Source organism: Flavobacterium chungangensis, from assembly GCF_042654045.1.
GTDB classification, from domain to species: domain Bacteria; phylum Bacteroidota; class Bacteroidia; order Flavobacteriales; family Flavobacteriaceae; genus Flavobacterium; species Flavobacterium chungangensis.
On record NZ_JBHSFY010000001.1, the window covers coordinates 42,819 to 62,534 of the forward strand.

Genomic DNA, 19,716 nt, shown 5'->3' on the forward strand with positions numbered 1-19,716 from the left:
AAAAATGGCTTGGTTTAAAAGACAAGAAAAAGGGATTACGACCGCGACAGAAGATAAGATGGACGTTCCGAAAGGATTGTGGTACAAATCTCCTACTGGAAAAATTATTGATGCTGACGAATTAGCGAGAAATTTATTCGTGAGCCCTGAAGATGATTTTCATGTTCGAATTGGAAGCGCAACCTATTTTGAAATTTTATTCGACAACAACGAATTTGTTGAGTTAGATAAAAACATGACTTCTAAAGATCCTTTGCATTTTGTGGACACAAAAAAATATGCAGAGCGTTTGAAAGATGTAATGGAAAAAACTCACTTAAAAGACGCTGTTCGTACGGGAGTAGGAAAATCTAAAGGAAGAGAACTTGTAATCTGCTGTATGGATTTTGCATTCATCGGTGGATCTATGGGGGCTGTAGTAGGTGAAAAAATCGCAAGAGGTATTGATCACGCTATTAAAAACAAACTTCCTTTTGTAATGATTTCTAAATCTGGTGGAGCTCGTATGATGGAAGCTGCTTATTCTTTAATGCAATTAGCAAAAACTTCTGTAAAACTAGCTCAATTAGCTGAAGCTAAATTACCTTATATTTCTCTTTGTACAGACCCAACAACTGGAGGAACAACAGCATCATACGCGATGTTAGGAGATATCAACATCTCTGAGCCTGGCGCTTTGATTGGTTTTGCTGGTCCGCGTGTTGTACGTGACACTACTGGAAAAGATTTACCAGAAGGTTTCCAAACTGCTGAGTTCTTATTAGAGCACGGTTTCTTAGACTTTATCACGCCTAGAAAAGAATTGAAAGATAAGATCAACTTATATATCGATTTGATTCAAAATAATGATATTAGATAGTTTTAAAACTACTTAAAATAGAAAATCCCAAGAAATTGCTTCTTGGGATTTTTTGTTTTAAACCATATAAGTTTTATAAGTACAATTAACAACTTGTCTGAAAAATTGTATTTTTGTTTTTGCATAAATGACAATAGCGTATCATACTAATGCAAACCTGTTTTTTACAGAAATCTATTTTTTCTAAAGTAATATAAATATCTTTGAATTATGAGCACAGCAACAAAACAAAACCATATAGGACGAAAAATCAGTCGTATTCGTGAACTTAAAGATATGAAGCAGGAAGCTCTTGCGCAGGCTTTGGGTACAAATCAACAGTCGATTTCCGCTATGGAGAACAGTGAAACCATAGATGATGCAAAACTTGCAGAAGTAGCAAAAGCGCTTGGAGTAACTGTTGAAGCAATTAAAAACTTTACTGAAGAAAATATGATAAATTATTTTAATAATTTTTACGATAACAGCACAAGTACCGGAATAAATGGAATGTTCAATCCAACTCATTGCACATTTAATCCGTTAGATAAAGTAGTTGAACTTTATGAACGTTTGGTTTTGGCAGAAAAAGAAAAAAACGAATATTTGGAAAAATTAATGAAAGAGAAATAATCTTTCTAAAAACATACAAATTCAATACAAAATCTCAAGAAATTGCTTCTTGAGATTTTTTTATATCTTTATTTTAAATCTTATTCTTTATGGCAAGAATTTTTATTGGTTTTATGATTTGTTTTCTCTTTTTGAATTGTGACAAAAAAGAAAAAACGGCTATAAAAAGCAAAGATTATATCATTTCTTATGAAGACAGAAAACTAAAAAGATATTATGATTCATTACAAAAAGATAACCCTAATACTTCCCCGCCTCCAAAAGGTTTTTATTCAGAAAGACAATTAATAATGGATAAAAAAAGAGAGTTTTATTTTTACAAAAAAGATTTCATGAGAGACGGATGTGGAACAACACCAGAAAGCGACACAATTCCACATTTGATAAATTTAAAGCCAAATGATTTGATAAAAGTCTCGCAATCAAATCTTAGTAATTTTATTTCAAATAATTTTACAAATAAAAAAGAGTATAAAGGAATATTAATAATTGCTTCACAAAATGACACTATAAAAAACGAATTGCTTTTTAACTTTTTAAATAAAAAAGACATTAGTTTTTTAATAAGAAAAACAACTCAAGAAGAGGACACTGTTTTGAAGTATAAGAAACGCAATGAAACTTATAAGTCAAAAAACATTAAATGGGATAAAGGCAGAATTACAATTCCTTTCATAAAACCAAAACTAGAAAAGACAACAAAATAAATTATCCCGCTTTTTTCAAATCCTTTTTCAATTCTTTTTCAGCAATTACAAACGCCCGCTTTTCGCGCCAAACAGCATAACGTTCTCTAAATATCACTTTTATACCACTATCTACTGCTCCATGCATAAACAAGCTCCAAACACTGGCTATTTTACGAGAAACAGATTGATCCCATGCGCGAAGTGTTAGAGAGAAAGAACCATCAATGTAACGCATCCAATGCCACATTCCTGTTGGCATGAACAAAGTATCTCCATGCTCTAAGAAAACTTCATAGCCTTCTACTCCTTTCAACGCTGGAAATTTTTCAAAATCAGGATTCGCGACATCATAATCTTCTAAAGCATAAGTCGTATTTGGGATACAATAAAGCCTTTTCTTCCATTTATTATCAAATAGTATAATATGTTTTCTTCCACCAAAATGGGTGTGAAAAAGATGTGGCAAATCGATATCATAATGTAGAAATGTAATTGCCTTTGAACCGCCAAAAAACATAGCAGGCATACTTTCTATAAAACCTCCCATTAATTCTTTAGGAACTTTTACATCGTCAATTAATTCGGGTCTGTGCTTGAAAAGATTGAAGAAAAAAATACGCAATTGTGTTGGTTCACGTTTGATCAAATCCAGATATTCTCCAAATTTCATACTCGCAATCGAAGCATTGATTACTTTTTTTGGATCCGCCTTTGAATTATCCACAAGTTTAACCTCTATATCTCCAGCAATCTGCTTGAAATACTCTGTTGACCATTTTTCTCTTGCTGGCCAATCTTTTGTAAGTCCCTTTATGATTAAAGGTTTTCTTTTATCGAGGTAATTCTTTTTAAAATCTTCCCGAGAAATCGACTCAACAGTATCAACAGATTTAAGATTAAAGCTCATTTATCTTGTGTTTTAATTTGTTGCCTATCAAATGTATCTATTTATTCCCACTCAACAAAATTTACAGTAAAATAACACAAAAACAATATTTTACATTCCTGTTCGAATGGCTTCAACCGGATCTAAATTTGCCGCCGAAATAGCAGGAAGAATTCCAGAAATCAAACCAATAAGAGCCGCTAAACTAGTTCCTAAAAGAATATTTCCTAAACTTAAGACAAATTCAAAATCGAGGGCTTTTGTTAAGATCACAGCGATTCCCCAAACCATTAACAGACCTATAATTCCTCCAATAACAGAAAGAATAACGGCTTCAAACAAAAACTGGAATAAAATAAATTTATTTTTCGCTCCCAATGATTTTTGAATCCCGATAAGATTGGTTCTTTCTTTAACCGAAACAAACATAATATTCGCAATTCCGAACCCGCCAACAAGAAGAGAAAATCCGCTGATGATCCAGCCTACAAAATTCATCTGTCCTAAAATTCCATCAATAAAATCGGTAAATCCAGAAAGCACATTAATAAAGAAATTATCCATTTCTCCCGCTTTCATTCCGCGAATTGCTCGCAATTTTTGGGCAATTTCTGCTTTATACGCCTCCATGTCTACGCCTTTTTCTGGCTTTAAAACTATAACTGGGGTCATAGAATCGCTGTCTCCGTACATTCTTCTTAAGAAATTAGCCGGAAGATAAACCGAAGTATCATTGCTGTCTCCAAAAAAACCGGCTCCTTGTTTTGCCATTACGCCAAGTACAGTAAATCTCTGTCCATATAAGCGAATATTTTTCCCAATTGGATCACTGGAACCAAAAAGTCCTTCGGCTATATCATACCCAAGAACAATAACGGGAGTTCCCGAATTAGATTCAGATTCGTTATAAAATCTTCCTTTGTCAAAACTCAATCCGTCAATATCGACCATTTCGTTTGATGCCGGAATAATATTTACATCGCTGACTGTTTTAGAATCATATTTTAAACTTTCCCTATTTACAAAAAGCTGATATGCTACTTGGTCGGTATTATTCATTGAATTTTTTAAACCAATATATTCGTCATATTTTACATTTGGAAACTGTTCTCTCTTCCATTGTGGAATTTCAGACGGCCCAAAGCAGTATTTCATTAAATAAATTGTATTTTTATCTAAGCTACTCAGATCTTTAGAGATTTTTTTATCTAAAGAGTCAACAGCGGCCAAAACGGCAATGATTGAAAAAATACCGATCGTTACGCCTAAAAGCGACAATAATGTGCGTAATTTATTATTTCGCAAAGCATTGATGGCAAAGCTTAGACTTTCTTTTAATAATCTTAGATAAACGATCATATTTTTGTATATTTCAATAAAGTAAAATTCAATAATTTAAATTCAAAAACCTAATAAAAGTTAACTTACTCATCAGTAGATTTTTTTAGCATTTTGTTACACTAATTTTCTTTAATATAATATATAAAAAAACTACTTTTGCAGTCTCAAAATCATAACTACAAAATGAGCACAACAAAAAAAATACAATCGGCATTAATTTCTGTTTTTTCTAAAGAAGGATTAGAACCAATTGTTAGAAAATTACACGAACAAAATGTAACACTTTATTCAACTGGAGGAACTGAAGATTTCATCAAAAACCTTGGTATTCCAGTGGTTCCCGTTGAAGATATCACTTCTTTCCCTGAAATTCTTGGCGGAAGAGTAAAAACTTTACACCCAAAGATTTTTGGCGGAATCTTGAATCGTCAAGATAATGAAAGCGACGTGCAGCAAATGAAGGAATTTGATATTCCTCAAATCGATTTAGTAATTGTTGATTTATATCCTTTTGAAAAAACAGTTGCTTCTGGAGCTAGCGAACAAGATATTATTGAGAAAATTGATATTGGTGGTATTTCATTAATTCGAGCTGGTGCAAAAAACTTTAAAGACACTGTAATTGTAGCTTCTGTTAATGAGTACAGTTTGCTTTTAGATTTGATTACGGAGCAAGATGGAGCAACAACTTTGGAAAACAGAAGATTGTTGGCTACTAAAGCATTCCATGTTTCCTCTCACTACGATGGAGCTATTTTTAATTATTTCAACACAGACGAGACTATTTACAAAGAAAGCATTGCAAATGGTCAGGTTTTAAGATACGGTGAAAACCCTCACCAAAAAGGATTCTTCTTTGGAGATTTTGATGCAATGTTCAACAAACTTCACGGAAAAGAATTATCATATAACAATTTACTTGATGTTGATGCTGCAGTAAATTTAATTGCTGAATTTAAAACTGACGGACCAACGTTCGCCATTTTAAAACATAACAATGCTTGCGGATTGGCTTCAAGAAAAACAATTAGCGAAGCTTATTTAGCCGCTTTAGCTTGTGATCCTACTTCTGCTTTTGGAGGAGTGTTAATTTCTAACACAAAAATTGATTTAGCAACTGCACAAGAAATCAACAAGTTATTCTGCGAGGTTGTAATCGCTCCAGCTTATGATGATGAGGCTGTTACAGTTTTACAAGAGAAGAAAAACAGAATTATATTAGTTCAAAATGAAGTTGAATTACCAGCTCGTCAAGTAAGAACTTGTCTTAATGGTTTGTTAATTCAGGACAGAAATAATATTACGGATAATAAAGAGCATTTAAAAACCGTTACAATTACAGAACCTACTGCTCAAGAGATCGAAGATTTGATCTTTGCTTCTAAAATCTGCAAGAATACAAAATCAAACACTATTGTATTTGCTAAAAACGGAACATTGATTTCATCAGGTACAGGTCAGACTTCAAGAGTTGACGCTTTAATTCAAGCAGTTGACAAAGCAAAAGCTTTTGGATTTGATTTAAATGGAGCTTCGATGGCAAGTGATGCATTTTTCCCATTTCCGGATTGTGTAGAATTAGCCAAAAAAGCAGGAATAACTGCTGTAATTCAGCCAGGAGGTTCAATTAAAGACGAATTAAGTATAAATTATTGCAATGAAAATAATCTTGCAATGGTATTTACAGGAACTCGTCATTTTAAACATTAATTTGTTTAACTTTGTTCGATAAATAATTTATAACATTTTAAACCCCTAAAAAACTTATGGGATTTTTTGATTTCATGACCGAGGATATTGCGATAGACCTTGGAACCGCAAACACTTTAATCATTCATAATGATAAAGTTGTCATTGATAGTCCATCTATCGTTGCACGTGATAGAGTATCAGGCAAAATCATTGCTGTTGGTAAGGAAGCCAATATGATGCAAGGTAAAACACATGAAAACATCAAAACTATAAGGCCTTTGAAAGATGGTGTAATCGCTGATTTTGATGCTTCGGAAAAAATGATCAATATGTTCATTAAAAGTATTCCTGCATTGAAAAAAAGAATGTTTACTCCAGCTTTACGTATGGTTGTATGTATTCCTTCTGGTATTACTGAAGTGGAGATGAGAGCGGTGAAGGAATCTTGTGAGAGAGTAAACGGAAAAGAAGTTTACTTGATTCATGAGCCAATGGCAGCGGCAATTGGTATTGGTATAGACATTATGCAACCAAAAGGTAACATGATTGTAGATATCGGAGGTGGTACAACAGAAATTGCTGTTATCGCTTTAGGCGGAATTGTATGTGACAAATCTGTAAAAATTGCAGGTGACGTTTTTACAAACGATATCGTTTATTACATGCGTACACAGCACAACCTTTTTGTAGGAGAAAGTACTGCAGAGAAAATTAAAATTCAAATTGGAGCGGCTATCGAAGATTTAGATGGCCCGCCAGAAGATATGTCAGTTCAAGGTAGAGATTTACTTACTGGTAAACCAAAACAAGTAGATGTTTCTTACCGTGAAATTGCAAAAGCATTAGACAAATCTATTCAGCGTATTGAAGATGCGGTAATGGAAACATTATCTCAGACTCCGCCAGAATTAGCAGCAGATATCTACAACACTGGTATCTATTTAGCTGGTGGTGGATCAATGTTAAGAGGTCTTGACAAACGTATTTCTCAAAAAACAGACTTACCGGTTTATATTGCCGAAGATCCTTTAAGAGCAGTTGTACGAGGAACAGGAATGGCTCTTAAAAACATCGCTAAATTTAAAAGTATCTTAATCAAATAAGATTCAAAATAACAATCAATTTACTTTTATAAGGGTCAGATTTTTAATATTTGACCCTTGTAAAAACTGAAACCTTTAAGCATATCCTGAAACAAAATAACCAGACAAGAAATGCAGCAAATATTTAATTTCATTATAAGAAACAGTAATCGATTGCTGTTTTTGCTGCTTTTAGGTATTTCGTTGACGCTCACAATTCAATCGCATTCCTACCACAGAAGCAGAGTAATCAGTTCAGCTAATTTTTTAAGCGGAGGTGTTTACGAAAGAATTAATCGTGTAAACGAATATTTGAATTTAAGAGCCGAAAATGATGAACTTGTATTAGAGAATGCAAGGTTAAAAAGTCTTTTGTTCAATAAAGAAGACACTACCAAAGCACCATTGCCAGATAGCATTAAAGGTGTAAAACCTGCAGATATCGTGGTATCAAAAGTAATTCATAATACATACAACACCCACGAAAACTATATCACTTTAAACTCTGGAAGCAAAGAAGGAGTTAAGCCAGACATGGGAGTTATAAACAGTTTAGGTATTATTGGAGTAGTAGACAATACTTCTGCAAACTATTCTACAGTAGTGAGCATTTTGAACATGAAGTCGCATATTAATGCTAAAATCAAAAAATCTAACCACTTTGGTTCTTTAACTTGGGACGGTAAAAGCACAGGATTTGTTCAGCTAGAAGATGTGCCAAGATTAGCATCAATTAGAAAAGGCGACACCATTGTTACCGGAGGACAATCTGTAATTTTCCCTGAAGGAATTAATATCGGAACTGTAGACGTTATATACAAAAAAGAGAACACAAGCTTTTATGTTATAAAAGTTAAACTATTTAACGATATGACAAACTTGGGTCATGTATATGTCATCAAAAGTAAAGACAGAGAAGAACTTATTAACTTAGAAAACAAAAACAAAGAAAAAAATGAATAGCGCTCTGTTAGTCAATATTTTTCGATTTATTATGTTACTGGCAGTTCAGATTGTTATTTTCAACAATATGAATTTCTTAGGATATATAAGTCCTTTTCCGTATATCTTGTATATCATTCTATACCCTGTAAACAGCAATAAAGCAGGATTAATAATTTCTAGTTTTTTACTTGGACTTACAATGGATATGTTCTGTAATTCTGGAGGCATACATGCGACTGCGTGTGTTATATTAGCGTATTATAGACCCTATATTTTTAAATTTTCTTTTGGTCTGAGTTATGAATATCAAACCATTAAACTAAACGAATCTTTAACACCAGAACGATTTTCATTTATACTGGTTTCGGTTTTAATGCATCATATTGTATTATTTGTATTAGAAGCATTTCAATTCAAATTCATCTGGGACATTTTGCTCCGAACCTTATTTAGTTCTATCTTTACTATAATCACCTCAATAATAATAATTTATCTTATTAAGCCCAATAAACGATGAGAAAAGTCTTGCTGCCCACTATAATTATTATTGCAGCGTCTTTGCTAGTGATTAGGATTTTTTACCTGCAAATTATTGATGATTCTTTTAAATTGAAATCGGAAAATAATGCGATAAAAAAAGTATACGACTATCCTGAAAGAGGTTATATTTATGATCGTAACGGAAAACTTCTTGTTGCGAATCAGGCTTCTTATGACATCATGGTTATTCCAAGAGATGTAAAAAAAGATTTAAATATTGCCGAATTTTGCGCTCTTCTAAATATTACTGAAGAAGAATATCATAAACGCGTCGAAAAGGCAAAAGTATATAGCCCTAGACTTCCTTCTGTTTTCTTATCTCAGCTAAACAAAAATGAATTTGCTGCTTTTCAGGAAAAAATCAGAAAATATGATGGTTTTTATTTCCAAAAAAGATCACTTCGTGATTATGAAGTAGATTATGGTGCAAATATTTTTGGTTTTATTACACAGGTTAACGAAAAACAGATTGAAAAAAATCCTTATTACAATAGTGGAGATTTAATTGGAAAACAAGGTGTAGAACAAAGTTATGAAGAAATTTTACGCGGAATAAAAGGTGTAAAATACATTCAAAAAGACAAATACAACCGAGAAATTGGTGCTTATAAAGAAGGAAAATACGACACCATCGCCGTAGCTGGAGAAGACATTAATTTAACTATTGATGCTGAACTTCAAAAATATGGCGAGGAACTGATGATCAATAAGCGAGGAGGAATTGTTGCCCTTGAACCTAAATCTGGAGAAATTCTAGCGTTGGTCACTGCTCCTTCCTACGATCCAGGTATTTTGGTAGGCCGCCAAAGATCTAAAAATTATACGCTTTTATATAACGATTCTATTTCAAAACCATTATACGACAGAGGACTTTTAGCAGAGTACCCTCCAGGTTCTCCATTTAAAATCCTAACTGGTTTAGTTGCGCTTCAAGAAGGTGTAGTAAATGAGCAGACTACTTTTATGTGTCATCACGGATTTAGTTATGGTGGAGGCCGATTTATGAAATGCCACGGTTTTGGACCGCACCAATTGCATAACGGAATCTACAACTCTTGTAATACTTATTTTGGACAAGCCTATATGCTTACCATCAATAAGTACAAAGATCCTGGTCAAGCTGTTGATGTTTGGAGCAGTCACGTAAAAAGTTTCGGTTTAGGACAATTTATGGGATATGATTTACCTATTGGAAAACGAGGAAATATCCCAACTTCTAAAACCTATAAAAGAATTTATCCTAACGGAGGATGGAGAAGCTCAACAATTGTATCCAATGCAATTGGTCAGGGAGAGGTTTTAATGACGCCTATTCAATTGGCCAACATGATGGCGACTGTAGCAAATCAGGGTTATTATTATACTCCTCATATCATTAAAAAAATTGAAGGAGAAAAAATCGACGAAAAGTTCACTACAAAACACGTGACTACGGTTGATCAAAAATATTTTCCCCCAGTTATCAGCGGACTGTTTGATGTTTACAACAAAGGTACTGCTTACAGTTTAAGAGTAGAAGGAATCGATATTTGCGGAAAAACAGGTACTGCCGAGAACTTTGCCAAAATAAACGGCAAAAGAACACAGCTTAAAGACCACTCTATATTTGTTGCTTTTGCACCAAAAGACAATCCAAAAATTGCTATTGCGGTTATGATTGAAAATGGAGGTTTTGGAGCAACAGTTGCGGGTCCGATAGCGAGTTTAATGATTGAAAAATATCTAAGAAAGAAAATTACAAGAACCGATCTAGAAATAAGAGTACTAAACAAAAGCTTACTTTCAGAATATGCTAAATTGGGAGGAATAAGTGAGGCGCTTAAAATTGAATCTGTTCCAAAAGATTCTGCTTTACAAGCTAAAATTGTAAAGCCAAAAGCACCAGTTACAACGGCACCAAAAACTGAAGTTAAAAAAACAGCGGTAGACACAACTAAGAAAAACTAAGAAAGATTATTTCAAATGAAAAATCAAAGTGTAAAAAATAATATTGATTGGATAAGTGTCTTTATCTACATTGCGCTGGTAACTTTAGGTTGGCTTAATATTTATTCGTCTTCCTTATTATCAACAGATGGTACTTATCAAAAACAGCTGATTTTTATTTGCTGTACAATTCCTTTGATATTTGTTGTGCTTTTTGTTGATGGTAAATTCTATGAAAAATATGCTAGTATCATATTTGGAGTTTCTTTATTATCTCTTGCTGGATTGTTTCTCTTCGGAAAAACAATTGCCGGACAGCGATGCTGGTACGCCATCGGAAGTTTTACTTTGCAACCTTCTGAGTTTGCAAAAGCCGCAACATCATTGGCTTTGGCCAAATATTTAAGCGACACACAGATCAACTTAAAAGAAACCAATAGACAAATTCAGGCTTTAGCCATTATGCTATTACCTGTACTACTTATTTTACCACAACCAGATCCTGGAAGTGCTTTAATTTACAGTGCTTTTATTCTTGTTCTGTATCGAGAAGGTTTGCCTTCTTGGTATGTTTGGACGGCATTTATAACCATTATCCTCTTTGTTCTTACTTTGGTTTTAGAACCATACGCTGTTATTGCAATGGCTTTTGTGGTTTTGGCAATCATACATTTTAAAGGTAGAGCGGTAGATCGAAATATTATCTTAAGCGGTATCTTATTAGTTTTAATCTCAGGATTTGTTTTCTCTGTAGATTATGTTTTTGATAATGTATTTAAACAACACCATAGAGACCGTTTCAATATTTTACTAGGTAAAACTGTAGACATGAAAGGTATCGGATACAATACCAATCAGTCTGAAATTGCAATTGGGTCTGGCGGATGGATCGGAAAAGGTTTCCTAGAAGGAACACAAACCAAAGGAGGATTTGTTCCTGAGCAACACACCGATTATATTTTTACAACTGTTGGCGAAGAATGGGGGTTTGCAGGTTCTTTTGTCGTTATTTTACTTTTCGTTAGTTTATTGCTTAGAGTAATTTACTTGGCAGAAAGACAGAAGACAAAGTTTAGCCGAGTCTATGGCTATTGCGTCGCCGCAATTCTATTTATACACTTCTTTGTAAATATCGCGATGGTAATTGGAATTTTCCCTACAATTGGTGTTCCTCTGCCGTTCTTTTCATACGGAGGATCTGGACTCTGGGGATTCACCATTTTGCTGTTTATTTTCCTTAAAATGGATGCAAATAAAGTGAATGAATGGTAAGTGTTTAAAATATTCAATTTTTAAATGCCAAATTCCAAGTAGAATAATTTAATACAAAAGCTGTAATTATGTTTTAAAAACTAATTACAGCTTTTTTGATTTTACATTTACACTATTAACTTCGATTTTATCTGCTAACTAATTATATCGCATATAACAATATATCATATCATGGAAACGCCGATAATAACTTTACCAACAAGCAAAAAAATCCGAAGCTTAAGGCTTCGGATTTTTTTATTTTCTTTAAGATTATATTTGTTCCTTTGGTGTCTTTTTAAATAGTTTAACTAGAACAGGGAACGTTGAGATTATAACTATAATTATAATAATGTATTCGATGTGTTTCTTTAAATCTATGCCTTGCTTCAAGAAAATGCCGTATAGATAATGTCCTGCGAAAATTAAAATAAACGACCAAAGGAAAGAACTCAGAATATTGTAAAACATAAACTTCTTTCTATCCATCGATACAATACCCGCAACAATTGGAGCAAAGGTTCTAAAAATTGGAAGGAAGCGCGCGTAAATAATTGCTTTTCCACCATATTTTTCAAAGAAATCTTTTGACTGCAACAGATATTTCTTTTTGAACCAGAATGTATCTTCTTTTTTGAATAAATAATAACCGCTTTTTGCGCCAAACCAATAACCTGTCATATTACCTAAAACACCCATTACAGCAACTGCTGTAGCAAGCAAAAAGACATTTATAAAATCATTTGGAATAGAGGCAACATTCTCAACTAGATCACGGCTGTAAATACCTGCCAAAAAAAGCAAACTATCTCCAGGCAGAAAAAAACCTGCAAAAAGTCCTGTTTCCGCAAAAACGATAAACAGAACAATAAACAACCCAATCTGAAAACCTCCAACGCTTAAAGTAATATAAAATTCAGGGTTTAGTAACTGGGTCCATTCAAAATTATTCATAAAAGGGGAATTGGTTATCTTATAAGTTCGTGAAAGTAACAATAATTTAGCTTAACCACAATAAAATACGGTATTTTAAACATAAATTAACTATTAAAAAAAGCCCAAACTATTTGTCTGGGCTTTCCTTTACATTATTCTCTTACATACTTGCAACAGCTATGTAAGTTATCATAATCTTCAGTTGTCGCCTTAACCTCCTTAGTATCATGACCTGCCTTGGCAATCGCTTTGTTTAAATCTGAAGGAGAACATTTTTCTTCGTTTAAAATAACTGAAAGCTGATGAGAACTTACATCCCAACTTGCAGTTTTTACACCTGGAACTCCATAAGCCGCTTTTTCAATTCGTTTCTTGCATTGTTCGCAGTTACCATTTACTTCTGTTGCATATTTTAAGTTCTTATTTTTCTTCGTTTGAGCCTGAGCCGACAATCCTAAAAAAACCATCATCGCGATTAAAACTATCTTATTCATTATATTTATTTTTTATTGTTATTAAAATTGACTTTTGAAATTGTTATTGATATTGATTTTTGATATTGAAATTGTTATTTAATTTTAAACCTTAACCCCGCATAATACATCTGTCCAAAAATTGGAGCGTATGCTATCGATGCATCAAAATTAGGTCCAAAAGGATCGTTTGCTCCTAAAATTGCTTTTTGCTGCTTGTAATTTCCAATATTCTCTCCTCCTACATATACCTCAAAAACCGATGAAAAAACACGAGTTACTTGAGCATTCATCACCCCATAAGCAGGCGAAAAATCAGGAAATTGATCGTCAACAGGATTTGTCGCCGTATAAGGCAATTGCTGTTTTCCTGACCAATTATATGTAAAGTCAAACCTCCATTGTTTATCATTATTCATCGTTGTTTCGTATTCTAAATTTCCTAAGAAACGATGTTTAGCCTGAAGCGGACGCTGGAATGTCCCTCTTAAATAATCGGTTTGAATGTCGTAATATTTGTAAGCTGTTCTCAAATTTAAGTTATGAATCAATTCATAATTAAACTCTACTTGAAGGCTGTTTGCAAAAGAACTTCCTTTCAAATCATAAAACAAAACTTGTTGTGGACTTTGCATCACATCTACAACAGCTTGATTTTGGAAATCGGTGCGGTAAAAATCAAAACCTGCATCGGCATTTTTATTGAAAAGACGGAATTTCTGCGAGAAACTCACGCCATAATTCCAAGCAATCTCTGGATTTAAACCGTATACTTTTCCACTAGAATCTAAAATCGAAAATGTTCTCGAACTAGCAAAAAGCTGCTGATTCTCGGCAAAAATATTGGCAGAACGTTTCCCTCTTCCCGCAGAAAAACGAATTACTCCATTTTTCCAAGGATTATATCTCATGTGCAATCTTGGTGTAACAAAAAAACCTAATCGGTTATGGTTATCTACTCTCCCTCCTAAAATCAAACTAAAATTGTCTGTATTATCGTAAGTATACTCAAAGAAAGCGCCAACGGAATTATCAATTCTACCCACATCGGTTAAATTGACAAACTCTTGATATTGATCGTAAGTAAAATTCAGACCAGTAGTAAACTTGTGCATGGTGTTATTGATAATCGAATTGAAAATCAAATTAGAATAAAAACTATTTTGTTTGATATCGTATTGATTTAAACCATAATAAGAATCTTGTTTATGACTATTAAAAGCATTTTGAAAACCAATACTTTGATAAGGCATATCTTTAAACACATATCCGATTTTTGTTGAAACATCAAAACGTTCTGTATTAATTTCAGAACCCCAATGGTTAGTTGTACCTCGATCGCGATCTTTATCAAAATCAACTTCTCCTGTTTGTTTTTTATCATTCATATATCTGAAATTGATAAAACTAACCAAACCGCTTTCCGGATCATAATATTGGTAACGGTTTAAAACATTGATTTGTTTTCCTAACGGATTATCTAAAAAGCCATCATTATTCATATCGTTTTTAGCTACACGCGCATTTCCATGAACAAACAAACTTGTTGCCCATTTATCTGATAATTTTTTATTGAAATGAGTATTTAATTCAAAACGAGAGTCGGTTGAACCATAAGCATTCAAGAAAAACGGAATATCGTTTAAAGGCTTTAAAAGCTCCGTATTAATTTGACCTGAAATACTTTCGTATCCATTTATAACACTTCCCGCTCCTTTGGTAATTTGAACACTCTCGATCCAAGTTCCAGGAGTAAATGACAATCCGTAAGCTTGAGAAGCTCCTCGAACAGAAGGAATATTCTCTTCTGTAATCATTAAGTAAGGACTCGTCAATCCAAGCATTTTAATTTGCTTAGTTCCTGTTAAAGCATCAGAAAAATTGACATCGATTGATGGATTAGTTTCAAAACTTTCTGCCAAATTACAACAAGCCGCTTTAAGCAGTTCTTTACTAGTAATTACAGAAGTATTGGCTGTTAACGTATAGGATTTTTTAATTCCTTTTTGCTTTTTAGTGATTTTTACTTCTTCTAGATCTTCTTGCGAAAACACAGATACAGAAAGCAAAAACGCTAAAAAAAGCATTATATTTTTTTGCATAAAAATGATTTTAATGTTGAAATAGAATTACATTATTGCATTCTGCGCAAAGCAAAAGCAATTAAAATGTAAATACGAAGCCTTAATTAAGACTTGTAGTGCATCTTAACATTAAAATCAGGAATAGAAAATATACCGATGGTATAATTTAAATAAGGGGGGCGCATTCGCGTCAGCATAATACGAAAGAACTTCTTTCTTTTTAAAATTTGGAATTTCTAAAAAGATAAGAGGTTTGTAATCTTGTATAACTGCTGGGAAAGCAAATTGAAAAAAGAAGAATTTGATTGTTGCATCATCTGATTTCTTTTCGAAATGAACAACTTTGTCTTTACAGCAAGAGTTCTTTTTCTCTTTAGAACCGCAGCATTTCTTTTCGACAACAGGTTCTGCAGTAGTCTTTAATGAAACCGAAGCAATTTCTCCGCCACAATAGTGCACATCAAAAGCAAACCCAATATTGGAAACCAATAAAAGGAACGCCAAAAACAGACCTGTACACTTTTTCAAATTCATACTGCAAAGCTATTCAAAAACTGTTGATAAAAAACTAAATGAATTGTTATTTTTTAGATTTCTGAAGCTGATAGTAAAATCCAGGAATAAACAATAACACCAAAATTGGTTGAACTATAAATCTTCTTACATAAAAAAGAAGCCAACTGCCATCTGGAAAAAAATGAAGTATTATATAAAACGAACTCAATAGCACAATCAAAAAGCAACCATAAACAAATGAGCTAAACTTAAAAATATCACGATCTTGAAACAAGACATAAATCAGTAAAAGTGACAACGCAGAGTTTAGAAAATAACGAAGAAAAAGCGACCCGAAAAGTTTTAGAGTTTCTACTTCTGGATAAGGACTCGAATGGAAATCGGCTTCAAAGTATCTCAGAAAAGGATCATAAAACAAATTTCTTTCAAATGACCTAATCAAAGCAAAACCTATTACCACAATAATTGCCGTAAAGATTTTAAATTTATTCTCTTTTAAATTATTTAGCATATTTTGAAAATCTATTAATCCAGAAAACCCATAAAATAAAAACATATCCGTAAATCATTAAAGGAAAGAAAGTACCATGTAAAAATCGGGTATATTGAGGAAAATTATATACAAGGATAATCAAAATCGCAATTCTTAGAACATTTAATAGGTATATAGATATAAGTCCAAAAAGTATAAACAATACTGTTTTTTTTAAACTTCTCGAAAAAGCAGCTACAAACGACACAAAAAGTATCATTACGCTAACAGCATTACACCCCTCTGTTATACGCGCTATGAATTTGCCATTTAAAATAATCTCCTGCCACGGATTTTGTGAACTTTTCTGAATTATGATATCATAATTAAAAAGCTTTAGCAATTGTTCTGCATTTTGCCCGGCTATCATTGTCGCACCATCAAGTTCCTCGGCTTGATAGGTATTTAAATAAAACTTATACAGCAGTGTAAGGACAATATAGGTAAGAAAAAAGACGCTTACAAAAATTAAGAATGGCTTAAACTGGACTAAATATTTTTTCAAGAGATTTTTTTTTCAAATTTATGTATTTTTTGAGTTCAGCTTTAAATACTTTTGTATAAATTTTTACATTATGACATTTCAAGAATTACAACCAAAAATAAGTGCAATTGTTGCTGGCACTGAAACAGATAGAGACGGAAAATTATTAGCAATATGCCAACTTTTAAACGAAAACGTGGAGTATTACAACTGGGTTGGATTTTATTTTGCTAATCACGAGGCTAAAACTCTACATTTAGGACCGTATGTTGGTGCAGAAACAGACCATACTGTTATTCCTTTTGGAAAAGGAATTTGCGGCCAAGTTGCTGAAAGTAATGCCAATTTTGTTGTGCCAGATGTTAAAGCACAAGACAATTACATCGCCTGCAGTTTAACCGTAAAATCGGAAATCGTAGTACCCCTTTTTGTTAACGGAGTAAATATTGGTCAAATCGACATTGACAGCCACGTTATCGATCCTTTTACAGAAGCTGACGAAAGATTTTTAGAATTTGTAAATCAAGAAGTTGCTAAATTATTCTAGAAAAACTATTTTTAAGATAAAAAATAGCACAGAATGAAAAGAAACTTCCTTCTCTTTTTGCTTATACTAATTTCAGCTCATCTGTCAGCACAAATTAATATGGTTTCTAAAAAAATATTTTTAGACTCCTTAAATCGTGAATGTACACTAGAAAACCATGCCTACACAAGAGTAATTACCAATTATTCGCAAAAAAGTGTTCGCTATGTTGTAACTGATTTTTATAAGAATGGAAGAAAGAAAATGACTGGTTCTACTCTGGATCGCGACGTCTTAAAAAAAGATGGCGAATTTATTTACTACTATAAAAACGGAGCAAAAGAAACCGTTGTCAATTATTCTGAGGATCACAAAAACGGAAAAGAAATCAATTGGTACGAAAACCAGAATAAAAAGTGCGAAAAACAGAATCTATGGGATCCAAAAACAAAGAAATCACAAACTTTGATTATTAACTCTTGGAGCGAAGACAAAACGCAAACCGTAACAGACGGAAATGGGGATTATCAAGAAACCGATGGACCTATAACTCAAAAAGGAAAAATTAAAAACGGTTTAAAACAAGGCATTTGGCAGGGAAATGATTTAGTTAAAAATACTTCTTTTACTGACAACTATGACAAAGGGATTTTAATTTCTGGAGTACGTGTTGATGAAAACAATATTAAAACTTCTTATTCTTCATTAGGCGAGAAACAATCAGGGAAAAAAGTTGTCAAATTAAAATAATACATTAGTCAACAGCAAAGAAAAAAAGACTTTTTATTTTTATAATACACCAATCTTAACTTTTTGTATTAAAAATATTACTTTGCTTTAATTTTATTTCCAAAACCTATATGAAACAAATTTTACGGCTTTTATTTTTTATTTTAATTTTTGTTCAGGCATTTTCACAAAACGCTGTAACTGCTAATAAGTTAATTTATTTAGATTCTATGTGGGTTCCGACTACTCCGGAAAATTATAAATACACGAGACTTATTGAAGAATACTACTCAGATAAAAAGTCTTATATCTATAAAGACTATTATAAATCTGGAAAGATAAAATTTATTGCCACTACTACAGACAGAGATATTATCAAAATTGAGGGGCAAGCTGTCTCTTACTATGAAAATGGAAATAAAAAATATACTGTCAACTATGTCAATTCAAAGAAATCAGGAAAAGAATATAACTGGTACGAAAATGGAAATATAAAATCTGAAGTTTACTATCCAGAAGATGAAAAAGGCAACGTTGAGGGCAAACTAAATAATTTTTGGAATCCTGAAAAAGAACAAATTATAACAGATGGAAATGGATATTACTCCTATAAAAGCAAAAACAGTGAAGAAGCTGGGCAAATTAAAGACGGCGAACCAGAAGGCACATGGAAAGGAAGTGATTTTAGGAGAAAATCAAGTTTCATTGAAATGTATAAAAATGGAAAATTGGTTTCTGGCATTACCACAGATTCTCTAAACATAAAACATTCCTACAGTACTAAATACCTTCAGCCAAGTCCTAAGAATGGAATAAATTCATTCTACAGTTATATTGGGAAGTCAATGCACATTCCTTTTGAAGCCAGAAAAGTTTCTGGAAAAATATACATGACATTTATAGTAGATGAAGAAGGTAATCTAGTAGAACCAAAAGTAATAAAAGGCGTTGGTTATGGCATCGATGAAAGTGCAATACAATTGATTAAAGAAGCTCAAAAATGGAATCCGGGAAAGAACAGAGGTATTCCAGTAAGAGCTCTTTATAAATTACCAATAACTATAATGACAAAATAAAATTAAAAAATCTTAATTTAAAAAAACACCTTCAAATCATTAAAATTGAATTTTATAGAATTCCTTTTTAAGATTCTTTTATTTTTTTTTGATTTTTCTGTTTTTTTAATCTAATTTTGCACCCGTCTTACAAAAGTTGTATGACATACATAAAAATCATTAAAACAATATTGGAATGTATTTAACTAAAGAAAAGAAAGAAGAAATCTTCGCACAACACGGTGATGCAAAAAACACTGGTAAAGCTGAAGGTCAAATCGCATTGTTCACTTACAGAATCTCTCACTTAACTGAACACTTGAAAAAAAATCGTCACGATTACAACACTGAGCGTTCTCTTGTACTATTAGTAGGTAAAAGAAGAGCTTTGTTGGACTACTTGAAAAAGAAAGATATCAACAGATATCGTGAGATTATCAAAGTATTGAATATCAGAAAATAATCAATATAGAAAAGAGGTGCGAAAGTGCCTCTTTTTGTTTTTACATTATAGCTATTTATAATAAGCATATTACAAGAAAAAAAGTTTGGTTTTTC

Annotated in this window: 21 protein-coding genes; 13 read left to right on the forward strand and 8 right to left on the reverse strand. The window is 32.6% G+C overall.

Going from position 1 to position 19,716, the window contains the following annotated elements; genetic code table 11:
• Window positions 1-4: 4 nt before the first annotated feature.
• The 3 genes from accD to ACFO3N_RS00180 all read left to right on the forward strand — a co-directional run bounded on the left by accD (window position 5) and on the right by ACFO3N_RS00180 (window position 2,178).
• A complete protein-coding gene (accD, locus tag ACFO3N_RS00170; RefSeq protein ID WP_026728501.1) occupies window positions 5-859 on the forward strand; it encodes an acetyl-CoA carboxylase, carboxyltransferase subunit beta in 855 nt (284 codons plus the stop codon).
• 210 nt (window positions 860-1,069) lie between these two features.
• Window positions 1,070-1,471, forward strand: coding sequence for a helix-turn-helix domain-containing protein (locus tag ACFO3N_RS00175; RefSeq protein WP_379794683.1), 402 nt, complete (start codon window positions 1,070-1,072; stop codon window positions 1,469-1,471).
• A gap of 89 nt (window positions 1,472-1,560) precedes the next feature.
• A complete protein-coding gene (locus ACFO3N_RS00180; RefSeq protein WP_379794684.1) occupies window positions 1,561-2,178 on the forward strand; it encodes a hypothetical protein in 618 nt (205 codons plus the stop codon).
• A gap of 1 nt (window position 2,179) precedes the next feature.
• On the opposite strand, the gene ACFO3N_RS00185 is transcribed toward ACFO3N_RS00180, so the two are convergent.
• Window positions 2,180-3,067 carry a cupin-like domain-containing protein gene (locus tag ACFO3N_RS00185; RefSeq protein WP_379794686.1) on the reverse strand — a complete coding sequence of 296 codons (888 nt, stop codon included), beginning with the start codon at window positions 3,065-3,067 and terminating at the stop codon, window positions 2,180-2,182.
• Window positions 3,068-3,157: 90 nt separating this feature from the next.
• On the reverse strand, window positions 3,158-4,405 hold the full coding sequence (locus tag ACFO3N_RS00190; protein ID WP_379794688.1) for an ABC transporter permease: 1,248 nt from the start codon (window positions 4,403-4,405) through the stop codon (window positions 3,158-3,160).
• Between the two features lie 165 nt (window positions 4,406-4,570).
• Here ACFO3N_RS00190 and purH point away from each other — a divergent pair, with 165 nt between their 5' ends.
• From purH to rodA, 6 genes are all read left to right on the forward strand, one after another.
• The gene (gene purH / locus ACFO3N_RS00195) at window positions 4,571-6,097 is read left to right on the forward strand and encodes a bifunctional phosphoribosylaminoimidazolecarboxamide formyltransferase/IMP cyclohydrolase (protein WP_379794689.1); all 1,527 of its coding nucleotides are present in this window, start codon (window positions 4,571-4,573) and stop codon (window positions 6,095-6,097) included.
• Between the two features lie 56 nt (window positions 6,098-6,153).
• A complete protein-coding gene (locus ACFO3N_RS00200; protein WP_008466528.1) occupies window positions 6,154-7,182 on the forward strand; it encodes a rod shape-determining protein in 1,029 nt (342 codons plus the stop codon).
• Between the two features lie 111 nt (window positions 7,183-7,293).
• On the forward strand, window positions 7,294-8,124 hold the full coding sequence (gene mreC / locus ACFO3N_RS00205) for a rod shape-determining protein MreC (RefSeq protein ID WP_095928102.1): 831 nt from the start codon (window positions 7,294-7,296) through the stop codon (window positions 8,122-8,124).
• Window positions 8,117-8,623: a rod shape-determining protein MreD gene (locus ACFO3N_RS00210; protein WP_095928103.1), complete on the forward strand. Its 507-nt coding sequence runs from the start codon at window positions 8,117-8,119 to the stop codon at window positions 8,621-8,623. Before mreC ends, ACFO3N_RS00210 begins: the two co-directional genes overlap by 8 nt.
• A complete protein-coding gene (gene mrdA, locus ACFO3N_RS00215) occupies window positions 8,620-10,593 on the forward strand; it encodes a penicillin-binding protein 2 (protein WP_379794692.1) in 1,974 nt (657 codons plus the stop codon). Before ACFO3N_RS00210 ends, mrdA begins: the two co-directional genes overlap by 4 nt.
• A 15-nt stretch (window positions 10,594-10,608) precedes the next feature.
• Complete coding sequence (gene rodA, locus ACFO3N_RS00220; protein WP_250834285.1) at window positions 10,609-11,844, forward strand: rod shape-determining protein RodA; 1,236 nt, start codon at window positions 10,609-10,611, stop codon at window positions 11,842-11,844.
• Between the two features lie 252 nt (window positions 11,845-12,096).
• Here rodA and ACFO3N_RS00225 read toward each other — a convergent pair whose 3' ends face one another.
• The 6 genes from ACFO3N_RS00225 to xrtF form a co-directional block, all read right to left on the reverse strand.
• Window positions 12,097-12,777, reverse strand: a complete 681-nt coding sequence (locus ACFO3N_RS00225; protein ID WP_095928106.1) for a DedA family protein — start codon at window positions 12,775-12,777, stop codon at window positions 12,097-12,099.
• A gap of 134 nt (window positions 12,778-12,911) precedes the next feature.
• Window positions 12,912-13,253 (reverse strand): heavy-metal-associated domain-containing protein, encoded by a 342-nt coding sequence (locus ACFO3N_RS00230; RefSeq protein ID WP_379794695.1) that lies wholly within the window; start codon window positions 13,251-13,253, stop codon window positions 12,912-12,914.
• A gap of 74 nt (window positions 13,254-13,327) precedes the next feature.
• Window positions 13,328-15,334 (reverse strand): TonB-dependent receptor plug domain-containing protein, encoded by a 2,007-nt coding sequence (locus ACFO3N_RS00235; RefSeq protein ID WP_379794697.1) that lies wholly within the window; start codon window positions 15,332-15,334, stop codon window positions 13,328-13,330.
• A gap of 117 nt (window positions 15,335-15,451) precedes the next feature.
• Window positions 15,452-15,850, reverse strand: coding sequence for an HYC_CC_PP family protein (locus ACFO3N_RS00240; protein ID WP_379794700.1), 399 nt, complete (start codon window positions 15,848-15,850; stop codon window positions 15,452-15,454).
• A gap of 46 nt (window positions 15,851-15,896) precedes the next feature.
• Complete coding sequence (locus tag ACFO3N_RS00245) at window positions 15,897-16,343, reverse strand: exosortase F system-associated membrane protein (RefSeq protein ID WP_417392415.1); 447 nt, start codon at window positions 16,341-16,343, stop codon at window positions 15,897-15,899.
• Window positions 16,333-16,869 (reverse strand): exosortase family protein XrtF, encoded by a 537-nt coding sequence (xrtF, locus tag ACFO3N_RS00250; protein WP_379794704.1) that lies wholly within the window; start codon window positions 16,867-16,869, stop codon window positions 16,333-16,335. The genes ACFO3N_RS00245 and xrtF overlap by 11 nt, the downstream gene beginning before the upstream one ends.
• Before the next feature lie 70 nt (window positions 16,870-16,939).
• Between xrtF and ACFO3N_RS00255 the strand changes: the two genes are divergently transcribed.
• The 4 genes from ACFO3N_RS00255 to rpsO all read left to right on the forward strand — a co-directional run bounded on the left by ACFO3N_RS00255 (window position 16,940) and on the right by rpsO (window position 19,621).
• Window positions 16,940-17,395, forward strand: coding sequence for a GAF domain-containing protein (locus tag ACFO3N_RS00255; protein ID WP_095928111.1), 456 nt, complete (start codon window positions 16,940-16,942; stop codon window positions 17,393-17,395).
• A gap of 33 nt (window positions 17,396-17,428) precedes the next feature.
• The gene (locus ACFO3N_RS00260; RefSeq protein ID WP_379794707.1) at window positions 17,429-18,124 is read left to right on the forward strand and encodes a toxin-antitoxin system YwqK family antitoxin; all 696 of its coding nucleotides are present in this window, start codon (window positions 17,429-17,431) and stop codon (window positions 18,122-18,124) included.
• A gap of 110 nt (window positions 18,125-18,234) precedes the next feature.
• Window positions 18,235-19,179 carry an energy transducer TonB gene (locus ACFO3N_RS00265; RefSeq protein ID WP_379794709.1) on the forward strand — a complete coding sequence of 315 codons (945 nt, stop codon included), beginning with the start codon at window positions 18,235-18,237 and terminating at the stop codon, window positions 19,177-19,179.
• A 175-nt stretch (window positions 19,180-19,354) separates the two neighbouring features.
• A complete protein-coding gene (gene rpsO / locus ACFO3N_RS00270) occupies window positions 19,355-19,621 on the forward strand; it encodes a 30S ribosomal protein S15 (RefSeq protein WP_012023524.1) in 267 nt (88 codons plus the stop codon).
• The last annotated feature ends 95 nt before the right edge of the window (window positions 19,622-19,716 follow it).

Excerpts from the sequence above, each read along its gene's own strand:
- accD (WP_026728501.1), top strand. The coding sequence starts at position 5 with ATGGCTTGGTTTAAAAGACAAGAAAAAGGGATTACGACCGCGACAGAA.
- ACFO3N_RS00175 (WP_379794683.1), top strand. The coding sequence starts at position 1,070 with ATGAGCACAGCAACAAAACAAAACCATATAGGACGAAAAATCAGTCGT.
- ACFO3N_RS00180 (WP_379794684.1), top strand. The coding sequence starts at position 1,561 with ATGGCAAGAATTTTTATTGGTTTTATGATTTGTTTTCTCTTTTTGAAT.
- ACFO3N_RS00185 (WP_379794686.1), bottom strand. The coding sequence starts at position 3,067 with ATGAGCTTTAATCTTAAATCTGTTGATACTGTTGAGTCGATTTCTCGG.
- ACFO3N_RS00190 (WP_379794688.1), bottom strand. The coding sequence starts at position 4,405 with ATGATCGTTTATCTAAGATTATTAAAAGAAAGTCTAAGCTTTGCCATC.
- purH (WP_379794689.1), top strand. The coding sequence starts at position 4,571 with ATGAGCACAACAAAAAAAATACAATCGGCATTAATTTCTGTTTTTTCT.
- ACFO3N_RS00200 (WP_008466528.1), top strand. The coding sequence starts at position 6,154 with ATGGGATTTTTTGATTTCATGACCGAGGATATTGCGATAGACCTTGGA.
- mreC (WP_095928102.1), top strand. The coding sequence starts at position 7,294 with ATGCAGCAAATATTTAATTTCATTATAAGAAACAGTAATCGATTGCTG.
- ACFO3N_RS00210 (WP_095928103.1), top strand. The coding sequence starts at position 8,117 with ATGAATAGCGCTCTGTTAGTCAATATTTTTCGATTTATTATGTTACTG.
- mrdA (WP_379794692.1), top strand. The coding sequence starts at position 8,620 with ATGAGAAAAGTCTTGCTGCCCACTATAATTATTATTGCAGCGTCTTTG.
- rodA (WP_250834285.1), top strand. The coding sequence starts at position 10,609 with ATGAAAAATCAAAGTGTAAAAAATAATATTGATTGGATAAGTGTCTTT.
- ACFO3N_RS00225 (WP_095928106.1), bottom strand. The coding sequence starts at position 12,777 with ATGAATAATTTTGAATGGACCCAGTTACTAAACCCTGAATTTTATATT.
- ACFO3N_RS00230 (WP_379794695.1), bottom strand. The coding sequence starts at position 13,253 with ATGAATAAGATAGTTTTAATCGCGATGATGGTTTTTTTAGGATTGTCG.
- ACFO3N_RS00235 (WP_379794697.1), bottom strand. The coding sequence starts at position 15,334 with ATGCAAAAAAATATAATGCTTTTTTTAGCGTTTTTGCTTTCTGTATCT.
- ACFO3N_RS00240 (WP_379794700.1), bottom strand. The coding sequence starts at position 15,850 with ATGAATTTGAAAAAGTGTACAGGTCTGTTTTTGGCGTTCCTTTTATTG.
- ACFO3N_RS00245 (WP_417392415.1), bottom strand. The coding sequence starts at position 16,343 with ATGCTAAATAATTTAAAAGAGAATAAATTTAAAATCTTTACGGCAATT.
- ACFO3N_RS00255 (WP_095928111.1), top strand. The coding sequence starts at position 16,940 with ATGACATTTCAAGAATTACAACCAAAAATAAGTGCAATTGTTGCTGGC.
- ACFO3N_RS00260 (WP_379794707.1), top strand. The coding sequence starts at position 17,429 with ATGAAAAGAAACTTCCTTCTCTTTTTGCTTATACTAATTTCAGCTCAT.
- ACFO3N_RS00265 (WP_379794709.1), top strand. The coding sequence starts at position 18,235 with ATGAAACAAATTTTACGGCTTTTATTTTTTATTTTAATTTTTGTTCAG.
- rpsO (WP_012023524.1), top strand. The coding sequence starts at position 19,355 with ATGTATTTAACTAAAGAAAAGAAAGAAGAAATCTTCGCACAACACGGT.